The organism is Rhodococcus sp. RD6.2 (assembly GCF_001040705.1).
Taxonomy (GTDB): Bacteria; Actinomycetota; Actinomycetes; order Mycobacteriales; family Mycobacteriaceae; genus Rhodococcus_G.
Window position 1 is genome coordinate 55373 of the sequence record NZ_CVQP01000002.1, and the last position, 16282, is coordinate 71654.

Below are 16282 nucleotides of genomic sequence, written 5' to 3' on the forward strand. Positions count from 1 at the left end.
TCAGTCCCTCGCCAAGAACTTCTGGAGCTTCTCGACAGCGTGGTCCACGTTGAAGCTGGCCGGTTCGTGTCGTGGCGGGAACTCCTCGAAGGTCTCGAGGAACTTCGAGGCCATCGCGGTCATGTAGAAGATGAAGTAGTCGTGCCGCAAGAACCATTCGTAGTAGGTGTTGGAGGTGATGTCGGCGAACTCGTACGGGTCGGTGCGCAGGTTGAACAGCTTGGGCACACGCAGGTGCACGAACGGCTCCGCCCACACCTGCAGGGTGCCCGGGCAACGTTGCTCCAGGAACACAGCCTTCCAGTTCTCGAACCGCATGGCGACGAGATCACCGTCGTCCGAGAAGTAGAAGAATCCGCGCCGGGGGCTCGCCTCGACCTCACCGGTGAGGTAGGGCAGCAGGTTGAACCCGTCGATGTGAACCTTGTACTCGGTCTCGCCGTCGGCGCCGGCGGCGTGGCCCGCCTTCAGCTTCTCGACGATGTCCGGTTCGCCCGCGGCAGCCACCAGCGTGGGAAGCCAATCGTGGTGCTGGACGATCTCGTTGGACACCGAACCGGCCTCGATCTTCCCCGGCCAGCGGATGAGCTCCGGGACCCGGAACGCGCCCTCCCAGTTCGTGTCCTTCTCGCTGCGGAACGGTGTCGTGCCGGCGTCGGGCCAGGAGTTGCGGTGCGGTCCGTTGTCGGTGGAGTAGATGACGATGGTGTCCTCGGCGATTCCGAGCTCGTCGAGCACGTCCAGCACCGTCCCGACGTTCTTGTCGTGGTCGATCATCGCGTCGTGGTACGGCGACTGCCACAGTCCCGCCTGGCCGCGGCTCTCGGGTTTGACGTGCGTGTACAGGTGCATGTGGGTGAAGTTGCACCACACGAAGAACGGGTTTCCCTCCTCGTTCTGCCGCTTGATGTAGTCGACGGTGAGGTTCGCGATGTCGTCGTCGATCGTCTCCATGCGTTTGGCGTTCAGCGGGCCGGTGTCCTCGATGGTCTGCTTGCCGACCGGGCCGAACCTCGGATCGTCGGGCTCGGTGGACACCTCGGTCGTCGCCTTGCACCTGAGTACGCCCCGGGGGAGCGCGAAGTCGTGCAGCCTGGGGAACTGGTCGGCGTGCGGGTAGTCGACGTTCTCGGGTTCCTCCTCGGCATTGAGGTGGTAGAGATTGCCGTAGAACTCGTCGAAGCCGTGGACCGTCGGCAGGAATTTGTTCAGATCCCCGAAGTGGTTCTTGCCGAACTGGCCCGTCGCGTATCCGAGGGGCTTGAGAAGCTCTGCGATCGTAGGATCTCCTGCGGCCCAACCGATGTCGACACCAGGCACGCCGACCTTGCTCATTCCGGTGCGGTAGACGCTCTGCCCGCTGATGAAGGCCGCACGTCCGGCGGTGCAGCTCTGCTCACCGTACGAATCGGTGAACCTCATGCCTTCGTCGGCGAGTCGGTCGATGTTCGGTGTGCGATAGCCCATCAGGCCGTCGCTGTAGCAGCTGAGATTGGAGATTCCGATGTCGTCACCCCAGATGACGAGAATGTTCGGCTTGCCGTTCGGCATCGTCAGAGGCCCCTTCGTTCGATCGAGACGTCGAATCCACTGATGCGTCGAATTCTATGGGCGATGGGTGGTGTCCGCCGGGTAACCGGGCCACCCCGGCCAATTCAGACCTGCGGCGTGCCGATCTCCACCACCTGTGCCCATTCCGGTGGCCGGTCCGAGCCAGCGTCGTGGTCGGGCCGGCCCCAGGGGCGCGCCCGGGGGAACAGGCCGACCACGGTCCGGCATGCCGGTCGGCTGCTCGGCCAGGGCGTCTGCCCATCGGTGAGGACGACCACCACATCGGGTCCGGGCCGTGTGCGCAGGGCTCTGGTGAATCCGGTGCGCAGGTCCGTGCCGCCGCCCCCGAACAGCGGGATGCCCTCGGCCCGGCACAGCGGGTCCACAACCCGTGCCGCCGCGTCACACGACAGCACCGTGACCAGGTCCCGGCGCCCGCCCACGGCCCGCGTGATCGCGGCCACCTCGAGCAGTGCGCTCCCCAGGTCCGCGTCGCTGACCGATCCCGACGTGTCGACGATGACGCTGACCCGGGGTGGGGTGCGTCGCAAGCTCGGTAGCACCGCGCCGGGCACGGCGGCCGAGCGGCGAGCCGGGCGCCGATAGGTGTAGTTCTCGCCGGTGCCTGATGACGTGGTGGCCGTGCGGATCGCCGCACCGAGCAGGGCTCGCCACGGCTGCGTCGGGTGCAGGGCCTCCTCCGCCCACCGCTGCCATCCGAGGGGTGTGTCTCCACGCCGACCGACAATGCTGTGCGCCACCCGGAATCGAATTGCGTCGCGTTGCTGTTCACTGAGAACGTTCGCACCGTCGGGACCCAGTTCCCACTCCCGAGGCAGTCCGTCGGCGCCGCTGCCACAGTCGAGCCACGTCGCCGCGTCGGTGCTGGGACCGAGGCTGAGCCGGCCGAGGTAGTCCTCCATGAGCTTGCCGCTGGGCAGCCACAGCGTCGACGGCAGAACGGCATCGTCGGGCGTCGGCAATCCGTCGCCGAACGCGTCATCGTTGATCTCCGCATCGGCGGCGAGGTTCATCCGTAGTCGATCCGCGCGGGAGGTCAGGTCGTGTGCGCGGGCGTAGCGGTCGCTGCGGTCGTGGTGGTCGCGCAGCAGATGCGACACCTCGTGCACCAGCATCGAGGCCAGCTCCTCCACCGGCCGCTGTGCGACGAAGGCGGGGGAGACGTAGCAGCGCCAGTGCCGGTCCACGCCCATGGTCGGTACGCGGGGCGACGCGACGATGTTCATCGCATACAGGGCGGTCGCCAGGTAGGGCCGGGCTCGGGCGGCGTGCAGCCGGGCGGCGTAGATCTTGTCCGGGTCGAGCGCCGACGACACTGTCATCGCCGGGCCCGCGCGGCGGCGCGGTCCGCCACCATCGACACGGACACCACACCGGCGAGCTGGTCGATGGCCGCCGGGGCCTCCCAGTCGTCCCGGCGCAGGGTCGCCAGTGTCGTCGCAGGCACGACCACGAGGTCGGGTGGGCCGGTCTGCACCGCTGCGACGAGGAGCGTCCACGCAGCGTCCCAGCGTGCCTTGTCCGGCCGCCGGCGGACGGCGGCGACCACGGCGTCGAGAACGGCCTGACGCAGATCGCCGCGATCGGGGAGGTCGGCGGAAGCCGGATCGGCGAGCAGTGTCTCGGGATCGGGGAGGTCCATGCGGTCGATGGCGGCCAGCAGCTCGAAGCCGGGCCCGTCACCGACGCTGCCCCGGACCAACAGGGACAGCACATCCGTCGACGACGAGGCGGCGGTGGCGAACGCGACCAGCCGCACCGTCATGTCCCAGCTCCGCGGCGACGGCCAGGCACCGCCCCGGCGGGTCTGACTGCCGGGGAGTTGGTGCACCAGGGCGGGGCGCGCGGTGAGAAGCTCACAGACCGCGCGGCGGGCGAATGCCACCGCGTCGGAGAACCTCTGCGGGTCGAGGTGGGGCAGCGTGGCGCGCGGCCAGGTGCCGCTGAGGCCGCGGACGACCACCTCGTGGTCGTGGGTCCAGTGCAGGTGCACGAAACGGTTGGCCAACGGTGGACTCAGCTCCCAGCCGTCCGCGGCCGAGGACGGCGGGTTGGCGGCGGCCACGATGCGCACTCCGGACGGGAGTTGCAGTGCCCCGATTCGCCGCTCCAGGACGAGACGCAGCAGGGCCGCCTGCACGGCGGGCGGTGCCGTCGACAGTTCGTCCAGAAACAGCAGGCCCCGCCCGGCCTGCACGAGCCGCACGGCCCAGTCGGGCGGGGCCATCGGAACACCGTGTGTCGCCGGATCGTCCCCGAGGACAGGCAGACCCGAGAAGTCCGACGGCTCGTGCACGCTTGCGATGACTGTGGTCAGTGGTAGGTCCAGCGCCTCGGCGAGCTGGGTCAGTGCGGCGGTCTTGCCGATTCCCGGCTCGCCCCACAGCAGCACCGGGAGATCCGCCGCCACCGCCAGGGTGAGGGCCTCGAGTTGGTCGTCCGGTCGTGGCTCGGTGGTGACGGTGTCGAGCATCGACAACAGCGTTGCGGCACTGTCGAGTTCGGTGGTGTCTCGGGTTCGGGTGGGGAGGAGTATGGCAGACATGTGCATCACCTGTGGTGTGGGAGGGGTCGCCGGATGGGGCCATCCGGTCGCAGTGCGGGGGCCTTGTCGGGGTGGGAGGCAGGGTCAGCGCGCGCGGAGCCGACGCGACCGCCTGGGGTGGCGAGCTCGCGACGTGGGCGGCGGCTCCACCGGTTCGGTGCGGTACCGGTCGTACCTCTCGCGGCGGTCCACCGACGCGTGGAGTTCGTCGAGCAAGGGGCCGTCGCGGAAGACGGCGTTCGGGCCGAGGAGACCTTCGACGACGGCCAGCGCCCCGGCGGCGTCTCCGTGGTCCAGGCGTCCCTGGACGTCGGGCAGCCAACCCGGACGACGATGGGCCAGGTCGACGGCCTGCAGGCACGGCAGCGGGGTACCGCCCAGTGCCGCCAGCAGTTCCTCACGTCGGAGCACGGTGGGGTCGTGATCGAGTGCGGTCAGTGCGCCGTTCACCAGGGCGATCCGGTGCCGTTCGCCGCGGCAATCGACTAGGTGAATCCGGTTGTCCCGGTCCGGTGCCCGGGTGGGAGTCGGCGGTGTCCACTCCGGCGCCAGCGCGGCGGCGACCAGCGGGTGCAGGCGGTCGACGGTGATCGCTCCCGACCGGATCAACTCCAGGTCGGGCAGCACCCGGGTCGCGGCATCGGGCAGCACCGGGAGTGCGCCGAGTCGGCCACGCGGGTAGTCGTCGACCAGCCGTACCGCAGCTGGATCGCCGTCGTCCGGCTCCACCACCAGGTCGTGCCGGCCGCCGCACCGCACCCGCACGGGGCCGTCGCGCCGACCGTCCGCGCGGAGCAGAATGCCGACTTCGGCCGTCCAGCGGTCGACGGCACAGCCCTCCGGAACCGCCCGTGCGAGGCGATGTCCTTCGGGCAGTCGTCCTGTCCCGCAACGTATTCGCAGTTCATCAGATCTGCGCGCGTCCCACAGGTGCCGATGGAGGTCGAGTCGGTATCGCCGGTTGGGTCGGGGATGGGGATGCCTGGTGGGCTCCGAGCCGTCCCACAGGGCCAGCGCGATTCGCTGGCCGCCGTCCGCCCACACCGGGGCCGTTCGGGCCACCAGGTGCACCGAACCGCCTCCACCACAACGACTTCGGTGCTGTTCGGGTCCGTACCGGGCCAGCGTGACGGTGAGTGCGGGGCGCAGCAGCCCGTCGGGGGCGATCCGCGGCAGGTGCCAGCGCAGCAGATCGGGTGCCAGATGTTGCAGGTCGGCGAGGACCTGTGCCGCGATGTCGCGGCCGTGCTCGCGGGTCAGTGCCCGCAGGTCGATGTCGGTGTCGAAAGCCGCTGCGGCACAGGCGCCGGACCAGTCACCGGCGAGGCGTCGGTCGGTTGCGGTCTCGATCATGGACGGCGGCACGGCGAACTCGCGCACGCGCAGCCAGAAGGACGGTCGGGGATCGGTCCCGTTCGCGATGGGAGGGTGCATCAGCACTCACCGTGAGCGAACTGGGCCCCCAATCTTGGATCGGAGTAAGTAGACATCGGCGCAATCGTAGCGTGCCGAGGCGATCTCGGCCAGTTCTTCGCCGTCAGAAGTCGTACCGTTGCGGGTGATTCCTCGGGCTCCCGGGGAACAGGATCCGCAAAGGAGGGAGATGCGCAGTGAGCGATCCACTGACCGATCTCGGTGAGATACTGGCGTCGCTCGACGTCACGGTCCGACCCGATCCCTACGTCTTCGCAGTCGTGGACGCCGGGTCACCTGTGGTCGGTGACGCGCACGCGGTGATCGTCGAGGACGAGGGCGTCACGGTGGTCGTCACCGCCACCCGTGCCCGGGACCACGTAGTCGCGGATGTGCCGGCATTCGCCTGGCTGGCGCTCACCGTGCATTCTTCGCTCGAAGCCACAGGGTTGACGGCGGTGGTCTCGGCCGCGTTGGCCGACGCGGGGATCAGCTGCAACGTTCTCGCCGGATACCACCACGATCACCTGCTCGTTCCGTGGGCGGAGCGACACCGTGCGGTGGCCGTGCTGCGCGCTCTACGCCCACCGGCGTGACGACCTGCGCGTGCTGTTCGGCGCGAGAGCCCACTGTCCTCCACGTGCCCCCGGTGTCGGCGGCTTGTGACACGATCGCGCCATGTCCGCCATCCTCGACTACTTCGCCGCGGCCTCGGATCAGCACGCCGCCGCCGCGCTCGACAACCTCGTCGACCTGGATCCCGACACGATCGGCGACATGCCTGGCCTGTCTCCGGACACACCGGCCCGGCCACGAATTCGGTTGGCCGCGAGCGGCACCCCGGTACTCCAGCTGAAGGGCGTCGAGCCGATCGTCGCGCTCGGCAGGCTCGAGGCCGCGCTCACCGCTCGCCCGTACGACGAGGTGGCGTCGGGCGCGCGCCACGGGTCTCTCGTCGCCATGAGCGACGACGGAGACTCCCTGGTGCTCACCGTCACCGACGAGTTGCGTGATGCGCTCGCGGAGCTGGATGCCGCCGCTGTCGCCGCCGCTGCGCGTGTCTGGGCGATCGACGAGGAGGGCGAACCCTCGAAGGAGTCGGTTCCCGTTCTCTCCGCGTTCGTCGAGCTGTCAGCGGGAGCCGTGAATCGCGGCGAGCACATATACTGCCGCGTCATCGTCTGAGGTTCAGCCCTGGTGGTTGTCCGGGTAGGCGGTGATCGCGAGGAAGCGAATCGGCAACTCCACCAACTCGTTCGGGCCGTGCAGGCCCTCCCCGTCGAGGAGCAGTGCGTCGCCCGGCTTGAGTCGGTACTCGCTCTCGCCGTGCCCGTAGACCATCTCCCCCTCGAGCATGTAGAGCAGTTCGGTACCCGGATGCTGGAAGAGCGGAAACACCTCGCTGGCGTTCGTCAGCGTCACCAGTACCGGTTCGAGGCGCTTGTGCTGCCCACGCAGCGCGCCGAGCATCTCGTAGTGGTGGCCGACGCGGGTGCCTCGGCCGACGATCTCGGCGCCCTGCCCGGCGGAGGTGAAGACGGCGTCCCGTGTCGAGTCCGCGCCGCGGAACAGGGACGTCACGGGAACGTCGAGGCCGGCGGCGAGCCGCGCCAGCGTCGAGAGGCTGCACGAGGTCTGCGCGTTCTCGATCTTCGACAGCATCGCCTTCGAGATGCCGATCTTCGTCGCCATGTCGCCGACCGACAGCCCGGTCGCCAGCCGGAGCTTGCGCACCTGCCCGGCGATCACGCGTTCGAGATCGACGCCGGTCGGTGTGTCCGCCGGAACTTCACGCGGCTCGGTGTCGTGGTGCACGGGGCGGTTGGGGCTGGACATTCACCCAGGATAGCGACGGGTTTCTCCACAGTGGACGCGGCGCGCGATGAGTTCCGGGCCCTCGCGGCGTCCACCCTGTAGTGGGACACTCACGCGAGGAGGCGTGTCATGGGCACTGCACTGGACAGAGAGTTCGTCGCCACCCTGGTCAAGAGCCCCGCGAAAGGCGGCTGGACGTACCTGGTGTGGCCGGAGTCCGTCGAGTACTTCGGCACCCGCGGCCTGGTCAAGGTTCGCGGCACCGTCGACGGGCACCCGTTCGAGAGCTCGTTCATGGCGCTCGGCAACGGCGCCCACAAGCTGCCGGTCAAGGCGTCGGTGCGCGACGCGATCGGCAAGCAGGTGGGTGACGAGGTGACGGTGCGACTGCTCGAACGCCTCGCCTGAACAGCCCGGTCAGCGGTCTGCGGCCCCCGCTGCGGCGATGAGATCGGCGGCCAGGGAGCGCAGTTCGCCTGCGGGGCCGTTCGCCGGATAGAGCCCACCCGTCGTCAGCGCACCCACGATCACCAGGTGGAGCCGGTCGGCCAAGCGGTCACTCTCGGCGATGCCGAGCCGCCCGGTCGCCTCTCGCAGCCGGCGCCGGAGTTCGTCCTCGTGCGCTAGGCAGCGTTCCCTGATCTCGGGCGACTCGTCGCCGTCGAATTCCGCTGCGGTGTTCACGAAAGCGCAGCCACGATAGCCGTGCAGGGTCGCGAGATCCTCGATCCACGACAGCTGGGCATCGAGCTGCTCACGCGGGTCGGGTCGGCGCACGGCGGTGGCATCCCACTGTGCCCAGAACAGGTCGTCGCGCCGCTGCAGCACGGCGAGAACGAGGTCGTTCTTGTGTGGGAACCAGCGGTACAGGCTCGCTTTCGCGACCCCGGCCCGCCGGACCACCTCGTCGACCCCGACGGCACGAACACCGTTGGCGTAGAACAGCTCCGCTGCGATGTCGACAAGCTTGTCCCGCAGCGCCTGTCCCCGTACCTGCTTGGACTCCTCACCCACCGGCCTCACGGTACGCCCGTCACGATCGCGGCCTTGCCGAAGCCGGCCCGGTTCTGCACCCACTGCTGGGCTTCGACGGCGCGGGACAGGTCGAACTCCGCGCCGACGACCACCCGAAGTCGGCCCGTGTCGGCTAGGGCGGCGATCGCCCGCAGTGCCTCGGGATCCGGTTCGACGAGATACGAGACCGCCCGGATCCCGTACGTCGCGGCGGCGGCCTCGTAGTCGGGGATCGACCACGCGTTCGCCAGCGAGATCGAGCCCCCGGCAGCGACGAGGCCGAACAGCGACCGGCCGAACTCGCGACCGACGAGATCGACCACGGCATCGACCGTTCCGATGGCCGCGACCGCCGCCGGGTCGGTGTGGTCCGCGCACGAGTGTGCGCCCAGTTCGTACAGGGCCGCGTGATTGCCGGGCCGTGCGAGGGCGACGACGGTGGCGCCCCGCGCGGCCGCCAACTGCACGGCCAGGTGCCCGACCCCGCCGGAGGCGCCGCTGACGAGAACGCGATGCCCGGCGAGGTCCCGAGTGCCGTTCGCGGCGACGGAGTCCAGCATCTGCCACGCCGTGAGCGCCGCCATCGGCAGGCACGCTGCTTCGGTGAACGACAGCGATGCGGGCATTGCTGCCAGGTGGTGCGCGGGGACCGTCAGGTACTCCGCGTAGGTTCCGGCGGGTTGCGGGAACGACGCCAGTCCGAAGAGTCGGTCACCGACGGCATGGCGGGTCACGCCGTAGCCGACCGAGTCCACGACGCCCGCGACATCCCAGCCGGGGATGCACGGCAGCTGCATGGACTGTTCGTAGCCGACGTTGTACCCGGTGTAGATGTCGATCGGATTCACGCTTGTCGCCTGCACCGCGATACGTACCTCACCCGCTGCGGGTTCGGGCCGGGGAACCTCGGCGATCTCGAGCGCCGCACCCCACTCACGATGCAGTGCCGCGCGCATCGTGGCGCTGCTGGGTCGGCGGCCACCGACGATCACGACGCCGCCACCAGGTCGGATGCCTCGACGCCGCACTGACGAGCGACCCCGGCGACGTCGAAGTGGAAGCTCTCGTAACTCACGCGGCCGTCCTCGAATCGGAACAGCATGAAGACCGGCACCGTTGCCCGCACCCCGTTCAGTGCGACCCCGGTCCACGTGAACGACGGAGTGAACGAGATCTCGCCACAACAGCACAACGTCTCGCCGTGCAGTCCGTGACCGTCGACGCGAACGGTGTAGTCGGGTGCGAATGCGAACCACCCCACGACCGCGTTCTCGACCTCGGGCCCCGCGTGCCGAGTTCCCAGCGGCGGTGACTCGAGTACCGCGTCGGGGTGGTAGACCGCCATCGCCGCAGTCACGTCCTGCCGGCTCTTCGCCTGCGCCAACCGTTCCACGATCCCCATCGCATCGGTGGCCGAAATGAATTGTTCGATCATCCTGCGTTCGCCTCCCCTGAAGTCCGTATCGAGACAGATCTGTCTCTATTTAGCATCGGGGAGGCAGGTCGTGTCAATGGGACGCGAAGGCGCGGCGACCGTGCGCGACGAGTTCGCGGACCGCCGGGCGCACCGCGTCCTTCCACACCAGGGCCAGCAGCGCGGGCGCCCCCGCGTCGTCGATCCTGCGGGCGACCAGATCGGGGTAGGCGGTGGCCATCGACTCGCTGAGGATCGCCACCCCCAGTCCGCGCGCGGCGAGGTCGGCGATGGCGTCGGAAGCCCCGGCCTGCAATGCGATCCGTGGGGTGAGACCCGCTGTGGTACAAGCATTGTCGAAGACGGCGCGCAGGCCGGTTCCCGGCGGCATGCACACGACGGTGTCGGCGCACACGTCCCGCAGGCTGACCCGGCGTCGTCGGGTCAGGGGGTGATCCGCGGGCGTGACGACGACCAGAGGCTCGCTGACGACGGTGATCGATTCGAGGTCCGTGGGGGGCGCCGCCGTGCCGATCAGTGCGAGGTCGACGGTGCCGTCGCGGACGGAGTCGAGCAGGCGGTCCGAGTTGTCCTCGAGCAGGCTGAGTTCCACGCCGGGGTGCGCACGATGGAACCCTGCGAGTGCATCGAACAGTGGGGTGACCGTGCATCCGACGACCATCCCGATGGTCAGTTCGCCGCGGATCAGATCGGTGACCTCGCCGACTGCCTGCGTGAGTGCCTCGGCCGACGCGAGCGCGGCACGGGCGTGGGCGAGTGCGGCCTTGCCTGCGACGGTCAGGGTCGCGGTGCGGGCGGAGCGGTCGAACAGTTCGGCGCCGAGTTCGCGTTCGAGCGAACGGATCTGAGCGCTGACCCCGGACTGGCTGATGTGCACCCGCTCGGCGGCGCGGGTGAAGTTTCGTTCCTCGGCGACCGCAACGAAGTACTCGAGCTGCCTCAGTTCCATAACTAGTAATTCTAGAACTGATCAGAACCATCTGTTGGACTTCTCGTCGGGGGGCGGCGACGCTGGAAGACGAACCGAACGCGAGGACAGGAGAACGTCATGTACGAGAAGGCCATGCATCCCGAGGACATCACCCGGCTGTTCGTCGAACGGTCCAATGCAGGCGACGCGGCCGGCGTCGCGGCGCTGTACGCGGAAGACGCGGTGATGGCCTACCCGCCCGGCAGTCGGACCGTCGGCCGCGCCGCGATTGAGGAGTTGTGGGCAGCCGTCCTGGCTGGGCGCCCCCACTTCGTGCCCGAGGAGTCGTTGCCGACGCTGATCAGCGGCGACCTCGCCCTGACGTCCACGCCGCCGCGAGACGGTGCGGGCGCCCGCGCTCAGGTCGTCCGGCGTCAGCCCGACGGGAGCTGGTTGCGGGTCCTCGACCAGCCGGAATTCGTGCCAGTCAGCGTCGAGTGAGCGCTTCCGCGATCGGTGTGCCGCCGTTGTTGAACCCGATGGTGCGGCCGACGGTGGTCGGGTCGGCGAGGGTAGCCGCGACCACCGCGGCGACGTCCTCGCGCGACACCGACGTGGCTGCCGGAGTCGGGCTCACCTCGATGCGCCCGGTGCCCGGCTCCAGGGTGAGGGTCCCGGGTCCCAGAACCGTCCAGTCCAGGTCGGTGCCGCGCAGGTGCTCGTCGGCCGCTGCCTTCGCTTCGGCGTAGGCGAAGAACGAGTTGTCCTGAGGGACACCGTGGTCCGTGCGCGCACCGAGGTACGAGACCATCACGTACCGGCGCACTCCGGCGGCCGCGGCAGCGTCCATCGAACGGATCGCGGCGTCGCGGTCGACGGCGTAGGTGCGTGCGGGGTCGCCGCCGCCTGCACCCGCGGACCACACGACCGCATCGTGGCCGTGCAGGACATCCGCGATCTGATCGGTGGTCATGTTCTCGACGTCCGCGACCTGCGGCCGTGCGCCCGCCGCCTCGATGTCGGCGGCGTGGTCGGGGTTGCGTATCAGTGCGGTCACCTCGTCACCGCGTTCGCTCAGGATTCGTTCCAGGTGCAGGGCCACCTTGCCGTGGCCACCGATCACGACGACACGAGTCATGCGTCCAACGCTACGGCGGCGAAGCGGCTACCGCATCTCGCCGGCGCCCTCGTACGGGTTGAGACTGAGCAGCAGATCGCCCTCCGCGAACCGGGAGTACCGGAAGTCGTGCGGGTTCACGTTCGGAAGGGTGGTCGCGCCGTCGTCGAGGAGCATGTCGGCGACTAGCTTGCCGACAGCGGGGGAGATCTTGAAGCCGTGCCCGGAGAAGCCCGTCGCCAGGAACAGGCCGTCGACAGGTGCCGGGCCGATGATCGGGTTGTAGTCCGGTGTCACGTCGTACGCGCCGACGTAGCTGCTGGTGATGCGCGGATCGGGCATGTCCGGCAGGCGGTTGCCCAGCTTCATGATGTTCTTCTCGATCGTGCTGTCGTCGGCGCGGTTGCTGTAGTTGTCCGGGTCGATGTACTCCGGTGCCTGGTGATCCGAATTCCCGACCAGCAGTTCACCGTTCGGCTCCCGGCAGATGTACTGCAGGCCCGCGAGGTCAGACAGGACCGGGACCTCCGGGGTGGGGACGCCCTGATCGACGAGGACCAGCTGCGCGCGTTGGGCCTTCACGTCCACGTCGACACCGACGCCCGCCGTCAGCGCAGGCGTCCACGGCCCGGCGGCGACGATGACGTGCTCGGCGTGCACCTCGGAACCGTCGGCGAGGACAACGCCGTACACGCGTCCGACCGCGTTCTGCAGCAGTGATGCGACCGGCGTCGACTGCCTGATCCTGACGCCCATCTTCCGGGCGGTCGCCGCGAACGCCATGCCCGTCATGTACGCCTCACCGCGACCGCCGAGCGGCTCGTACGCGAACAGCGCGAAGTCGTCGAGGTGCATGCCAGGCCACAGGTCGGCCATGGTGTCGTGGTCGATGAATTCGGTGGCAATGCCGAGTCCCTGCATCATCTCGATGTTCGCCTCGAGTGGCTTGACGTTGTTCTCTCCGACGCCGACCACGTAGCCGCACTGCCGGAATGCCATGTCGTCGCCGAAGATCTCGGTCGCACGGGTGAAGATGTCGACGCCGTACCAGGACATCGCCGCCAGGGATGGCGTCCCGTAGTGGCAGCGCACGACGCCGCTGGATTTGCCGGTCATGCCGGAGCACAGCGTGTCGCGCTCGAGCACCAGCACGTCGGACTCGCCTCGGTCGGCGAGCGAGTAGGCGATGGCCAAGCCTTCGAGGCCGCCGCCGACGATCAGGAACTTGGTTGTCTGCGTCACGTGAGGATCCTTTGAACGGTGGTCGGGAGATTCAGGAGTGGAGACGGATGCGAACGAGCAGACCCCGTGCGTTGCCTCGCAACGGGACTTCGCCCTGACGGACGACGAGGCAGTCGCCAGGCTCGGCCCGGTGGACCTCGGCGATTGCGGTGCCCGTGTGGACGAACAGTGCCGTCACCTCGGCGGGTCCGGTGACGATCGGGCCGATGTCGAGATCGACGGTCGTGACCGCGGCGTCCGCGGCTCCGGCAGCCACCATGACGTTCAGTGCGCTGGTCGCGCCCGCCGGAATGCAACGCGGTGCCTGCCCGCCTGCGAACGAGTGCGGGCACCACGGCGGCACCGTCGCGCAGTGCGTGTCCCACTCCAGCGTGACGCCGTGGTCGCCGACGACCGTGAAAACCCGGTCGACGCCGTCGAACGCGGAGAATGCGGTCGGTGATTCACCCAGATCGGCGAGACTGATCCGCCAGAGCGGCGCTCCCGCAGCGGTGTCGGGGCAGGCGGCGATCTGCTCCGTGAACCCGGCGCCGTTCCGCCACGCGACACGACGACGATCCGCGGCGCGGACCAGGCGAACTGTCGCCATCACGCACCGGCCGTCCAGTCCGCCATCACGTCCGCGAGAGCCTCGGCGCCGATGTTGCAGTCGTCCGGCTCGGCGAACTCGTGGGGTGAATGCGAGACCCCGGTCGGATTGCGCACGAACAGCATTGCGGTCGGCACCTTCTCCGCAAGGATGCCTGCGTCGTGTCCGGCCTGGGTGGGCAGGACCGGGATGTCGCCGAGGTGGGAGAGGGCGCGCCTCAGACGTTCTCGCGGTCCGGAGGGAAACTCGACGATCGGCGTAATCGACTCGGCGAACACGTCGAGTGCGATGTCGTCGACGGACGAGTGGCGACGCGCCTGCGCCTCGATCTCGGCGACCAGTGTGGTGAGCGTTTCCTCGTCCGCGGCGCGGGCGTCCAGCCACGCCTTGATCTCCGACGGAATGGCGTTGGCGCCGTTCGGGAGAACTTCGAGCTTGCCGAACGTCGCGACGGCACCGAGGTCGGCGGCGCACGATCGTGCGCTGTGCACCGACGACGCGTAGGCCAGCATCGGGTCGCGGCGGTCCACCAGACGCGTCGCACCGGCGTGGTTGGCCTCACCGGTGAACGTGAACTGCCACCGCCCGTGCGGCCAGATCGACGACGCGACCGCGACCGGCGCGTCCACGAGGTCGAGTGCCCGGCCCTGCTCGACGTGCAGTTCGACGTACACGCCGACCCGGGCGACCAGCGTGGGGTCGGCGCCGACGTGCTCGGGGAGGCGTCCGGCGCGGGTCATGGCTTCCGCCAGCGTGATTCCGTCCCGATCTCGCAACCCCAACGCCCTGCCTGGTGCCAACCCGCCGGTGGTGAGTTGGCTGCCGATGCACGCGACCCCGAATCGGGCGCCCTCCTCGTCCGAGAATGCGGTGATCGCGATCGGGACGGTCGGGATGACTCCGCGGGCACGCACGATGTCCACGGCGGCGAACGCCGACACGACCCCGAGTGGGCCGTCGAAGGCGCCGCCGTCGGGCACCGAGTCGAGGTGTGATCCGGTGACGAATGCGTCGGTCGGGTCGCCCACCCAGCCCTCCGGAAGCCACCACGCCCACAGGTTCCCGTTGCGGTCCTCCTCGGCATCCATGCCACGCTCGGCGGCGCAGCCACGGAACCACTCGCGGAGCGTGAGGTCGGCGTCGCTCCAGGCGAAGCGGCGGTAGCCGCCGGTGGTCGCGTGCTTGCCGACATCGATGATCGACGCCCAGAGTGAGTCGAATGCGGTCATGAACAGCTGTCCTTCCGACGAGAATTCCTGGAGCTCAGTACTGGCCGGGAATCCAATTGGTGCCTGCCAGCGGTACGCGGGCCATCGCGGACGCCTCGACGGTCAGCGCGACGAGGTCCTGGGGCTCGAGGTTCCGCAGGTGCGACTTGCCGCAGGCTCGGGCGATGGTCTGTGCCTCCATCGTGAGCACCCGCAGGTAGTTCGCGAGACGGCGGCCGCCCTCGATCGGATCGAAGCGCGCCTGCAGCTCCGGATCCTGGGTGGTGATGCCTGCCGGATCCTTCCCGTCTTGGAAGTCGTCGTAGAAGCCGGCGGCCGACCCCAGCTTCTCGTACTCGGCCTGGTACCTCGGATCGTTGTCGCCCAGCGCGATCAGAGCGGCGGTGCCGATCGCGACGGCGTCGGCGCCCAGGGCCATCGCCTTGGCGACGTCGGCGCCGGACCGGATACCGCCCGAGACGATCAGCTGCACGCCACCCGGAGTGCGGTGCATTCCCATCTCCTGCAGTGCCTGCACCGCCTGCGGGATGGCGGCCAGCGTCGGGATGCCGACGTGCTCGATGAACACGTCCTGGGTGGCGGCGGTGCCGCCCTGCATGCCGTCGACCACGACGACATCGGCGCCTGCCTTCACCGCGAGCTTGACGTCGTAGTAGGTGCGGGTGGCACCGACCTTGACGTAGATCGGCTTCTCCCAGCCGGTGATCTCCCGCAGCTCGACGATCTTGATGGCGAGGTCGTCCGGGCCCGTCCAGTCCGGGTGCCGGCACGCGCTGCGCTGGTCGATGCCGACCGGCAGGGTGCGCATCCCTGCGACCCGCTCGGTGATCTTCTGGCCCAACAGCATTCCGCCACCGCCCGGCTTCGCGCCCTGGCCGAGCACGATTTCGATCGCGTCGGCCTTGCGCAGGTCGTCCGGGTTCATGCCGTAGCGGGACGGCAGGTACTGGTAGACCAGGTTCTTCGACTGCCCGCGCTCCTCGGGCGTCATGCCGCCGTCGCCGGTGGTGGTCGACGTCCCGACCTCGCTCGCCCCGCGACCCAGCGCCTCCTTGGCGCGGCCCGAGAGCGCACCGAAGCTCATCCCTGCGATGGTGACCGGAATGTCCAGGTGCAGTGGAAACTTCGCGTTCCGGTCACCGAGCACGACATCGGTGTCGCACTTCTCGCGGTAGCCCTCGAGCGGGTAGCGGGACATCGATGCGCCGAGGAACAACAGATCGTCGAAGTGCGGGAGCTTGCGCTTCGCGCCCCAGCCGCGGATGTCGTAGATGCCGGTCTCGGCGGCGCGCTGGATGTCGTGGATGACGCCGCGGTCGAAGGTGGCCGACTCGCGCAGTCCGGGCTGGAACGTCGTCATGGTGTACTCCTGAAGTGTTCGCGGAAGTGGCGGGGTAGGGG

Annotated in this window: 18 protein-coding genes; 4 read left to right on the plus strand and 14 right to left on the minus strand. The window is 69.1% G+C overall.

Features of this window, described 5'->3' with window-relative positions; all coding sequences use genetic code 11:
* From RHCRD62_RS04605 to RHCRD62_RS04620, 4 genes are all read right to left on the minus strand, one after another.
* Entirely contained in the window at positions 1-1551 is a 1551-nt protein-coding gene (locus RHCRD62_RS04605) for an arylsulfatase (RefSeq protein ID WP_050063530.1), read from the minus strand.
* A gap of 104 nt (positions 1552-1655) precedes the next feature.
* On the minus strand, positions 1656-2894 hold the full coding sequence (locus RHCRD62_RS04610) for a vWA domain-containing protein (protein WP_050063531.1): 1239 nt from the start codon (positions 2892-2894) through the stop codon (positions 1656-1658).
* Positions 2891-4123 (minus strand): AAA family ATPase, encoded by a 1233-nt coding sequence (locus RHCRD62_RS04615; RefSeq protein WP_050063684.1) that lies wholly within the window; start codon positions 4121-4123, stop codon positions 2891-2893. Before RHCRD62_RS04615 ends, RHCRD62_RS04610 begins: the two co-directional genes overlap by 4 nt.
* A gap of 78 nt (positions 4124-4201) precedes the next feature.
* Entirely contained in the window at positions 4202-5551 is a 1350-nt protein-coding gene (locus RHCRD62_RS04620) for a hypothetical protein (RefSeq protein ID WP_050063685.1), read from the minus strand.
* Between the two features lie 176 nt (positions 5552-5727).
* Here RHCRD62_RS04620 and RHCRD62_RS04625 point away from each other — a divergent pair, with 176 nt between their 5' ends.
* Both RHCRD62_RS04625 and RHCRD62_RS04630 read left to right on the plus strand, forming a co-directional pair.
* On the plus strand, positions 5728-6126 hold the full coding sequence (locus tag RHCRD62_RS04625; protein ID WP_216596612.1) for an ACT domain-containing protein: 399 nt from the start codon (positions 5728-5730) through the stop codon (positions 6124-6126).
* An 82-nt stretch (positions 6127-6208) separates the two neighbouring features.
* A complete protein-coding gene (locus RHCRD62_RS04630) occupies positions 6209-6715 on the plus strand; it encodes a hypothetical protein (RefSeq protein WP_050063532.1) in 507 nt (168 codons plus the stop codon).
* A gap of 3 nt (positions 6716-6718) precedes the next feature.
* Here the strand turns inward: RHCRD62_RS04630 and RHCRD62_RS04635 are convergent, their stop codons facing one another.
* Positions 6719-7366, minus strand: coding sequence for a helix-turn-helix domain-containing protein (locus RHCRD62_RS04635; protein ID WP_050063533.1), 648 nt, complete (start codon positions 7364-7366; stop codon positions 6719-6721).
* 108 nt (positions 7367-7474) lie between these two features.
* Between RHCRD62_RS04635 and RHCRD62_RS04640 the strand changes: the two genes are divergently transcribed.
* Positions 7475-7753, plus strand: a complete 279-nt coding sequence (locus tag RHCRD62_RS04640) for a DUF1905 domain-containing protein (RefSeq protein WP_050063534.1) — start codon at positions 7475-7477, stop codon at positions 7751-7753.
* Between the two features lie 9 nt (positions 7754-7762).
* On the opposite strand, the gene RHCRD62_RS04645 is transcribed toward RHCRD62_RS04640, so the two are convergent.
* From RHCRD62_RS04645 to RHCRD62_RS04660, 4 genes are all read right to left on the minus strand, one after another.
* Positions 7763-8359, minus strand: coding sequence for a TetR/AcrR family transcriptional regulator (locus RHCRD62_RS04645; RefSeq protein ID WP_050063535.1), 597 nt, complete (start codon positions 8357-8359; stop codon positions 7763-7765).
* Between the two features lie 5 nt (positions 8360-8364).
* Complete coding sequence (locus RHCRD62_RS04650; protein ID WP_253277201.1) at positions 8365-9315, minus strand: NADP-dependent oxidoreductase; 951 nt, start codon at positions 9313-9315, stop codon at positions 8365-8367.
* A gap of 32 nt (positions 9316-9347) precedes the next feature.
* Positions 9348-9794, minus strand: coding sequence for a nuclear transport factor 2 family protein (locus RHCRD62_RS04655; protein ID WP_050063537.1), 447 nt, complete (start codon positions 9792-9794; stop codon positions 9348-9350).
* Between the two features lie 73 nt (positions 9795-9867).
* Positions 9868-10743, minus strand: a complete 876-nt coding sequence (locus tag RHCRD62_RS04660; protein ID WP_050063538.1) for a LysR family transcriptional regulator — start codon at positions 10741-10743, stop codon at positions 9868-9870.
* Positions 10744-10842: 99 nt separating this feature from the next.
* On the opposite strand from RHCRD62_RS04660, the gene RHCRD62_RS04665 reads away from it, so the two are divergent.
* Positions 10843-11205: a YybH family protein gene (locus RHCRD62_RS04665; RefSeq protein ID WP_050063539.1), complete on the plus strand. Its 363-nt coding sequence runs from the start codon at positions 10843-10845 to the stop codon at positions 11203-11205.
* Here the strand turns inward: RHCRD62_RS04665 and RHCRD62_RS04670 are convergent.
* Genes RHCRD62_RS04670 through RHCRD62_RS04690 form a run of 5 tightly spaced genes read right to left on the minus strand, consistent with a single transcriptional unit; the run spans position 11192 to position 16241 of the window.
* Positions 11192-11842 (minus strand): SDR family oxidoreductase, encoded by a 651-nt coding sequence (locus tag RHCRD62_RS04670; protein WP_050063540.1) that lies wholly within the window; start codon positions 11840-11842, stop codon positions 11192-11194. The two genes, RHCRD62_RS04665 and RHCRD62_RS04670, sit on opposite strands and share 14 nt — an antisense overlap.
* A 27-nt stretch (positions 11843-11869) precedes the next feature.
* On the minus strand, positions 11870-13063 hold the full coding sequence (locus tag RHCRD62_RS04675) for an NAD(P)/FAD-dependent oxidoreductase (protein ID WP_050063541.1): 1194 nt from the start codon (positions 13061-13063) through the stop codon (positions 11870-11872).
* Positions 13064-13094: 31 nt separating this feature from the next.
* Positions 13095-13652, minus strand: a complete 558-nt coding sequence (locus RHCRD62_RS04680; protein WP_050063542.1) for a HutD/Ves family protein — start codon at positions 13650-13652, stop codon at positions 13095-13097.
* Positions 13652-14881 (minus strand): allantoate amidohydrolase, encoded by a 1230-nt coding sequence (locus tag RHCRD62_RS04685; protein WP_050063543.1) that lies wholly within the window; start codon positions 14879-14881, stop codon positions 13652-13654. Before RHCRD62_RS04685 ends, RHCRD62_RS04680 begins: the two co-directional genes overlap by 1 nt.
* A gap of 34 nt (positions 14882-14915) precedes the next feature.
* Positions 14916-16241 carry an FMN-binding glutamate synthase family protein gene (locus RHCRD62_RS04690; protein ID WP_050063544.1) on the minus strand — a complete coding sequence of 442 codons (1326 nt, stop codon included), beginning with the start codon at positions 16239-16241 and terminating at the stop codon, positions 14916-14918.
* Positions 16242-16282: the final 41 nt, after the last annotated feature.

What these genes read in the sequence shown, in the direction of transcription:
- RHCRD62_RS04605 (WP_050063530.1), bottom strand. Translation starts at nt 1,551, where the DNA reads ATGCCGAACGGCAAGCCGAACATTCTCGTCATCTGGGGTGACGACATC.
- RHCRD62_RS04610 (WP_050063531.1), bottom strand. Translation starts at nt 2,894, where the DNA reads ATGACAGTGTCGTCGGCGCTCGACCCGGACAAGATCTACGCCGCCCGG.
- RHCRD62_RS04615 (WP_050063684.1), bottom strand. Translation starts at nt 4,123, where the DNA reads ATGCACATGTCTGCCATACTCCTCCCCACCCGAACCCGAGACACCACC.
- RHCRD62_RS04620 (WP_050063685.1), bottom strand. Translation starts at nt 5,551, where the DNA reads ATGCACCCTCCCATCGCGAACGGGACCGATCCCCGACCGTCCTTCTGG.
- RHCRD62_RS04630 (WP_050063532.1), top strand. Translation starts at nt 6,209, where the DNA reads ATGTCCGCCATCCTCGACTACTTCGCCGCGGCCTCGGATCAGCACGCC.
- RHCRD62_RS04635 (WP_050063533.1), bottom strand. Translation starts at nt 7,366, where the DNA reads ATGTCCAGCCCCAACCGCCCCGTGCACCACGACACCGAGCCGCGTGAA.
- RHCRD62_RS04640 (WP_050063534.1), top strand. Translation starts at nt 7,475, where the DNA reads ATGGGCACTGCACTGGACAGAGAGTTCGTCGCCACCCTGGTCAAGAGC.
- RHCRD62_RS04650 (WP_253277201.1), bottom strand. Translation starts at nt 9,315, where the DNA reads ATGCGCGCGGCACTGCATCGTGAGTGGGGTGCGGCGCTCGAGATCGCC.
- RHCRD62_RS04655 (WP_050063537.1), bottom strand. Translation starts at nt 9,794, where the DNA reads ATGATCGAACAATTCATTTCGGCCACCGATGCGATGGGGATCGTGGAA.
- RHCRD62_RS04660 (WP_050063538.1), bottom strand. Translation starts at nt 10,743, where the DNA reads ATGGAACTGAGGCAGCTCGAGTACTTCGTTGCGGTCGCCGAGGAACGA.
- RHCRD62_RS04665 (WP_050063539.1), top strand. Translation starts at nt 10,843, where the DNA reads ATGTACGAGAAGGCCATGCATCCCGAGGACATCACCCGGCTGTTCGTC.
- RHCRD62_RS04670 (WP_050063540.1), bottom strand. Translation starts at nt 11,842, where the DNA reads ATGACTCGTGTCGTCGTGATCGGTGGCCACGGCAAGGTGGCCCTGCAC.
- RHCRD62_RS04680 (WP_050063542.1), bottom strand. Translation starts at nt 13,652, where the DNA reads ATGGCGACAGTTCGCCTGGTCCGCGCCGCGGATCGTCGTCGTGTCGCG.
- RHCRD62_RS04685 (WP_050063543.1), bottom strand. Translation starts at nt 14,881, where the DNA reads ATGACCGCATTCGACTCACTCTGGGCGTCGATCATCGATGTCGGCAAG.
- RHCRD62_RS04690 (WP_050063544.1), bottom strand. Translation starts at nt 16,241, where the DNA reads ATGACGACGTTCCAGCCCGGACTGCGCGAGTCGGCCACCTTCGACCGC.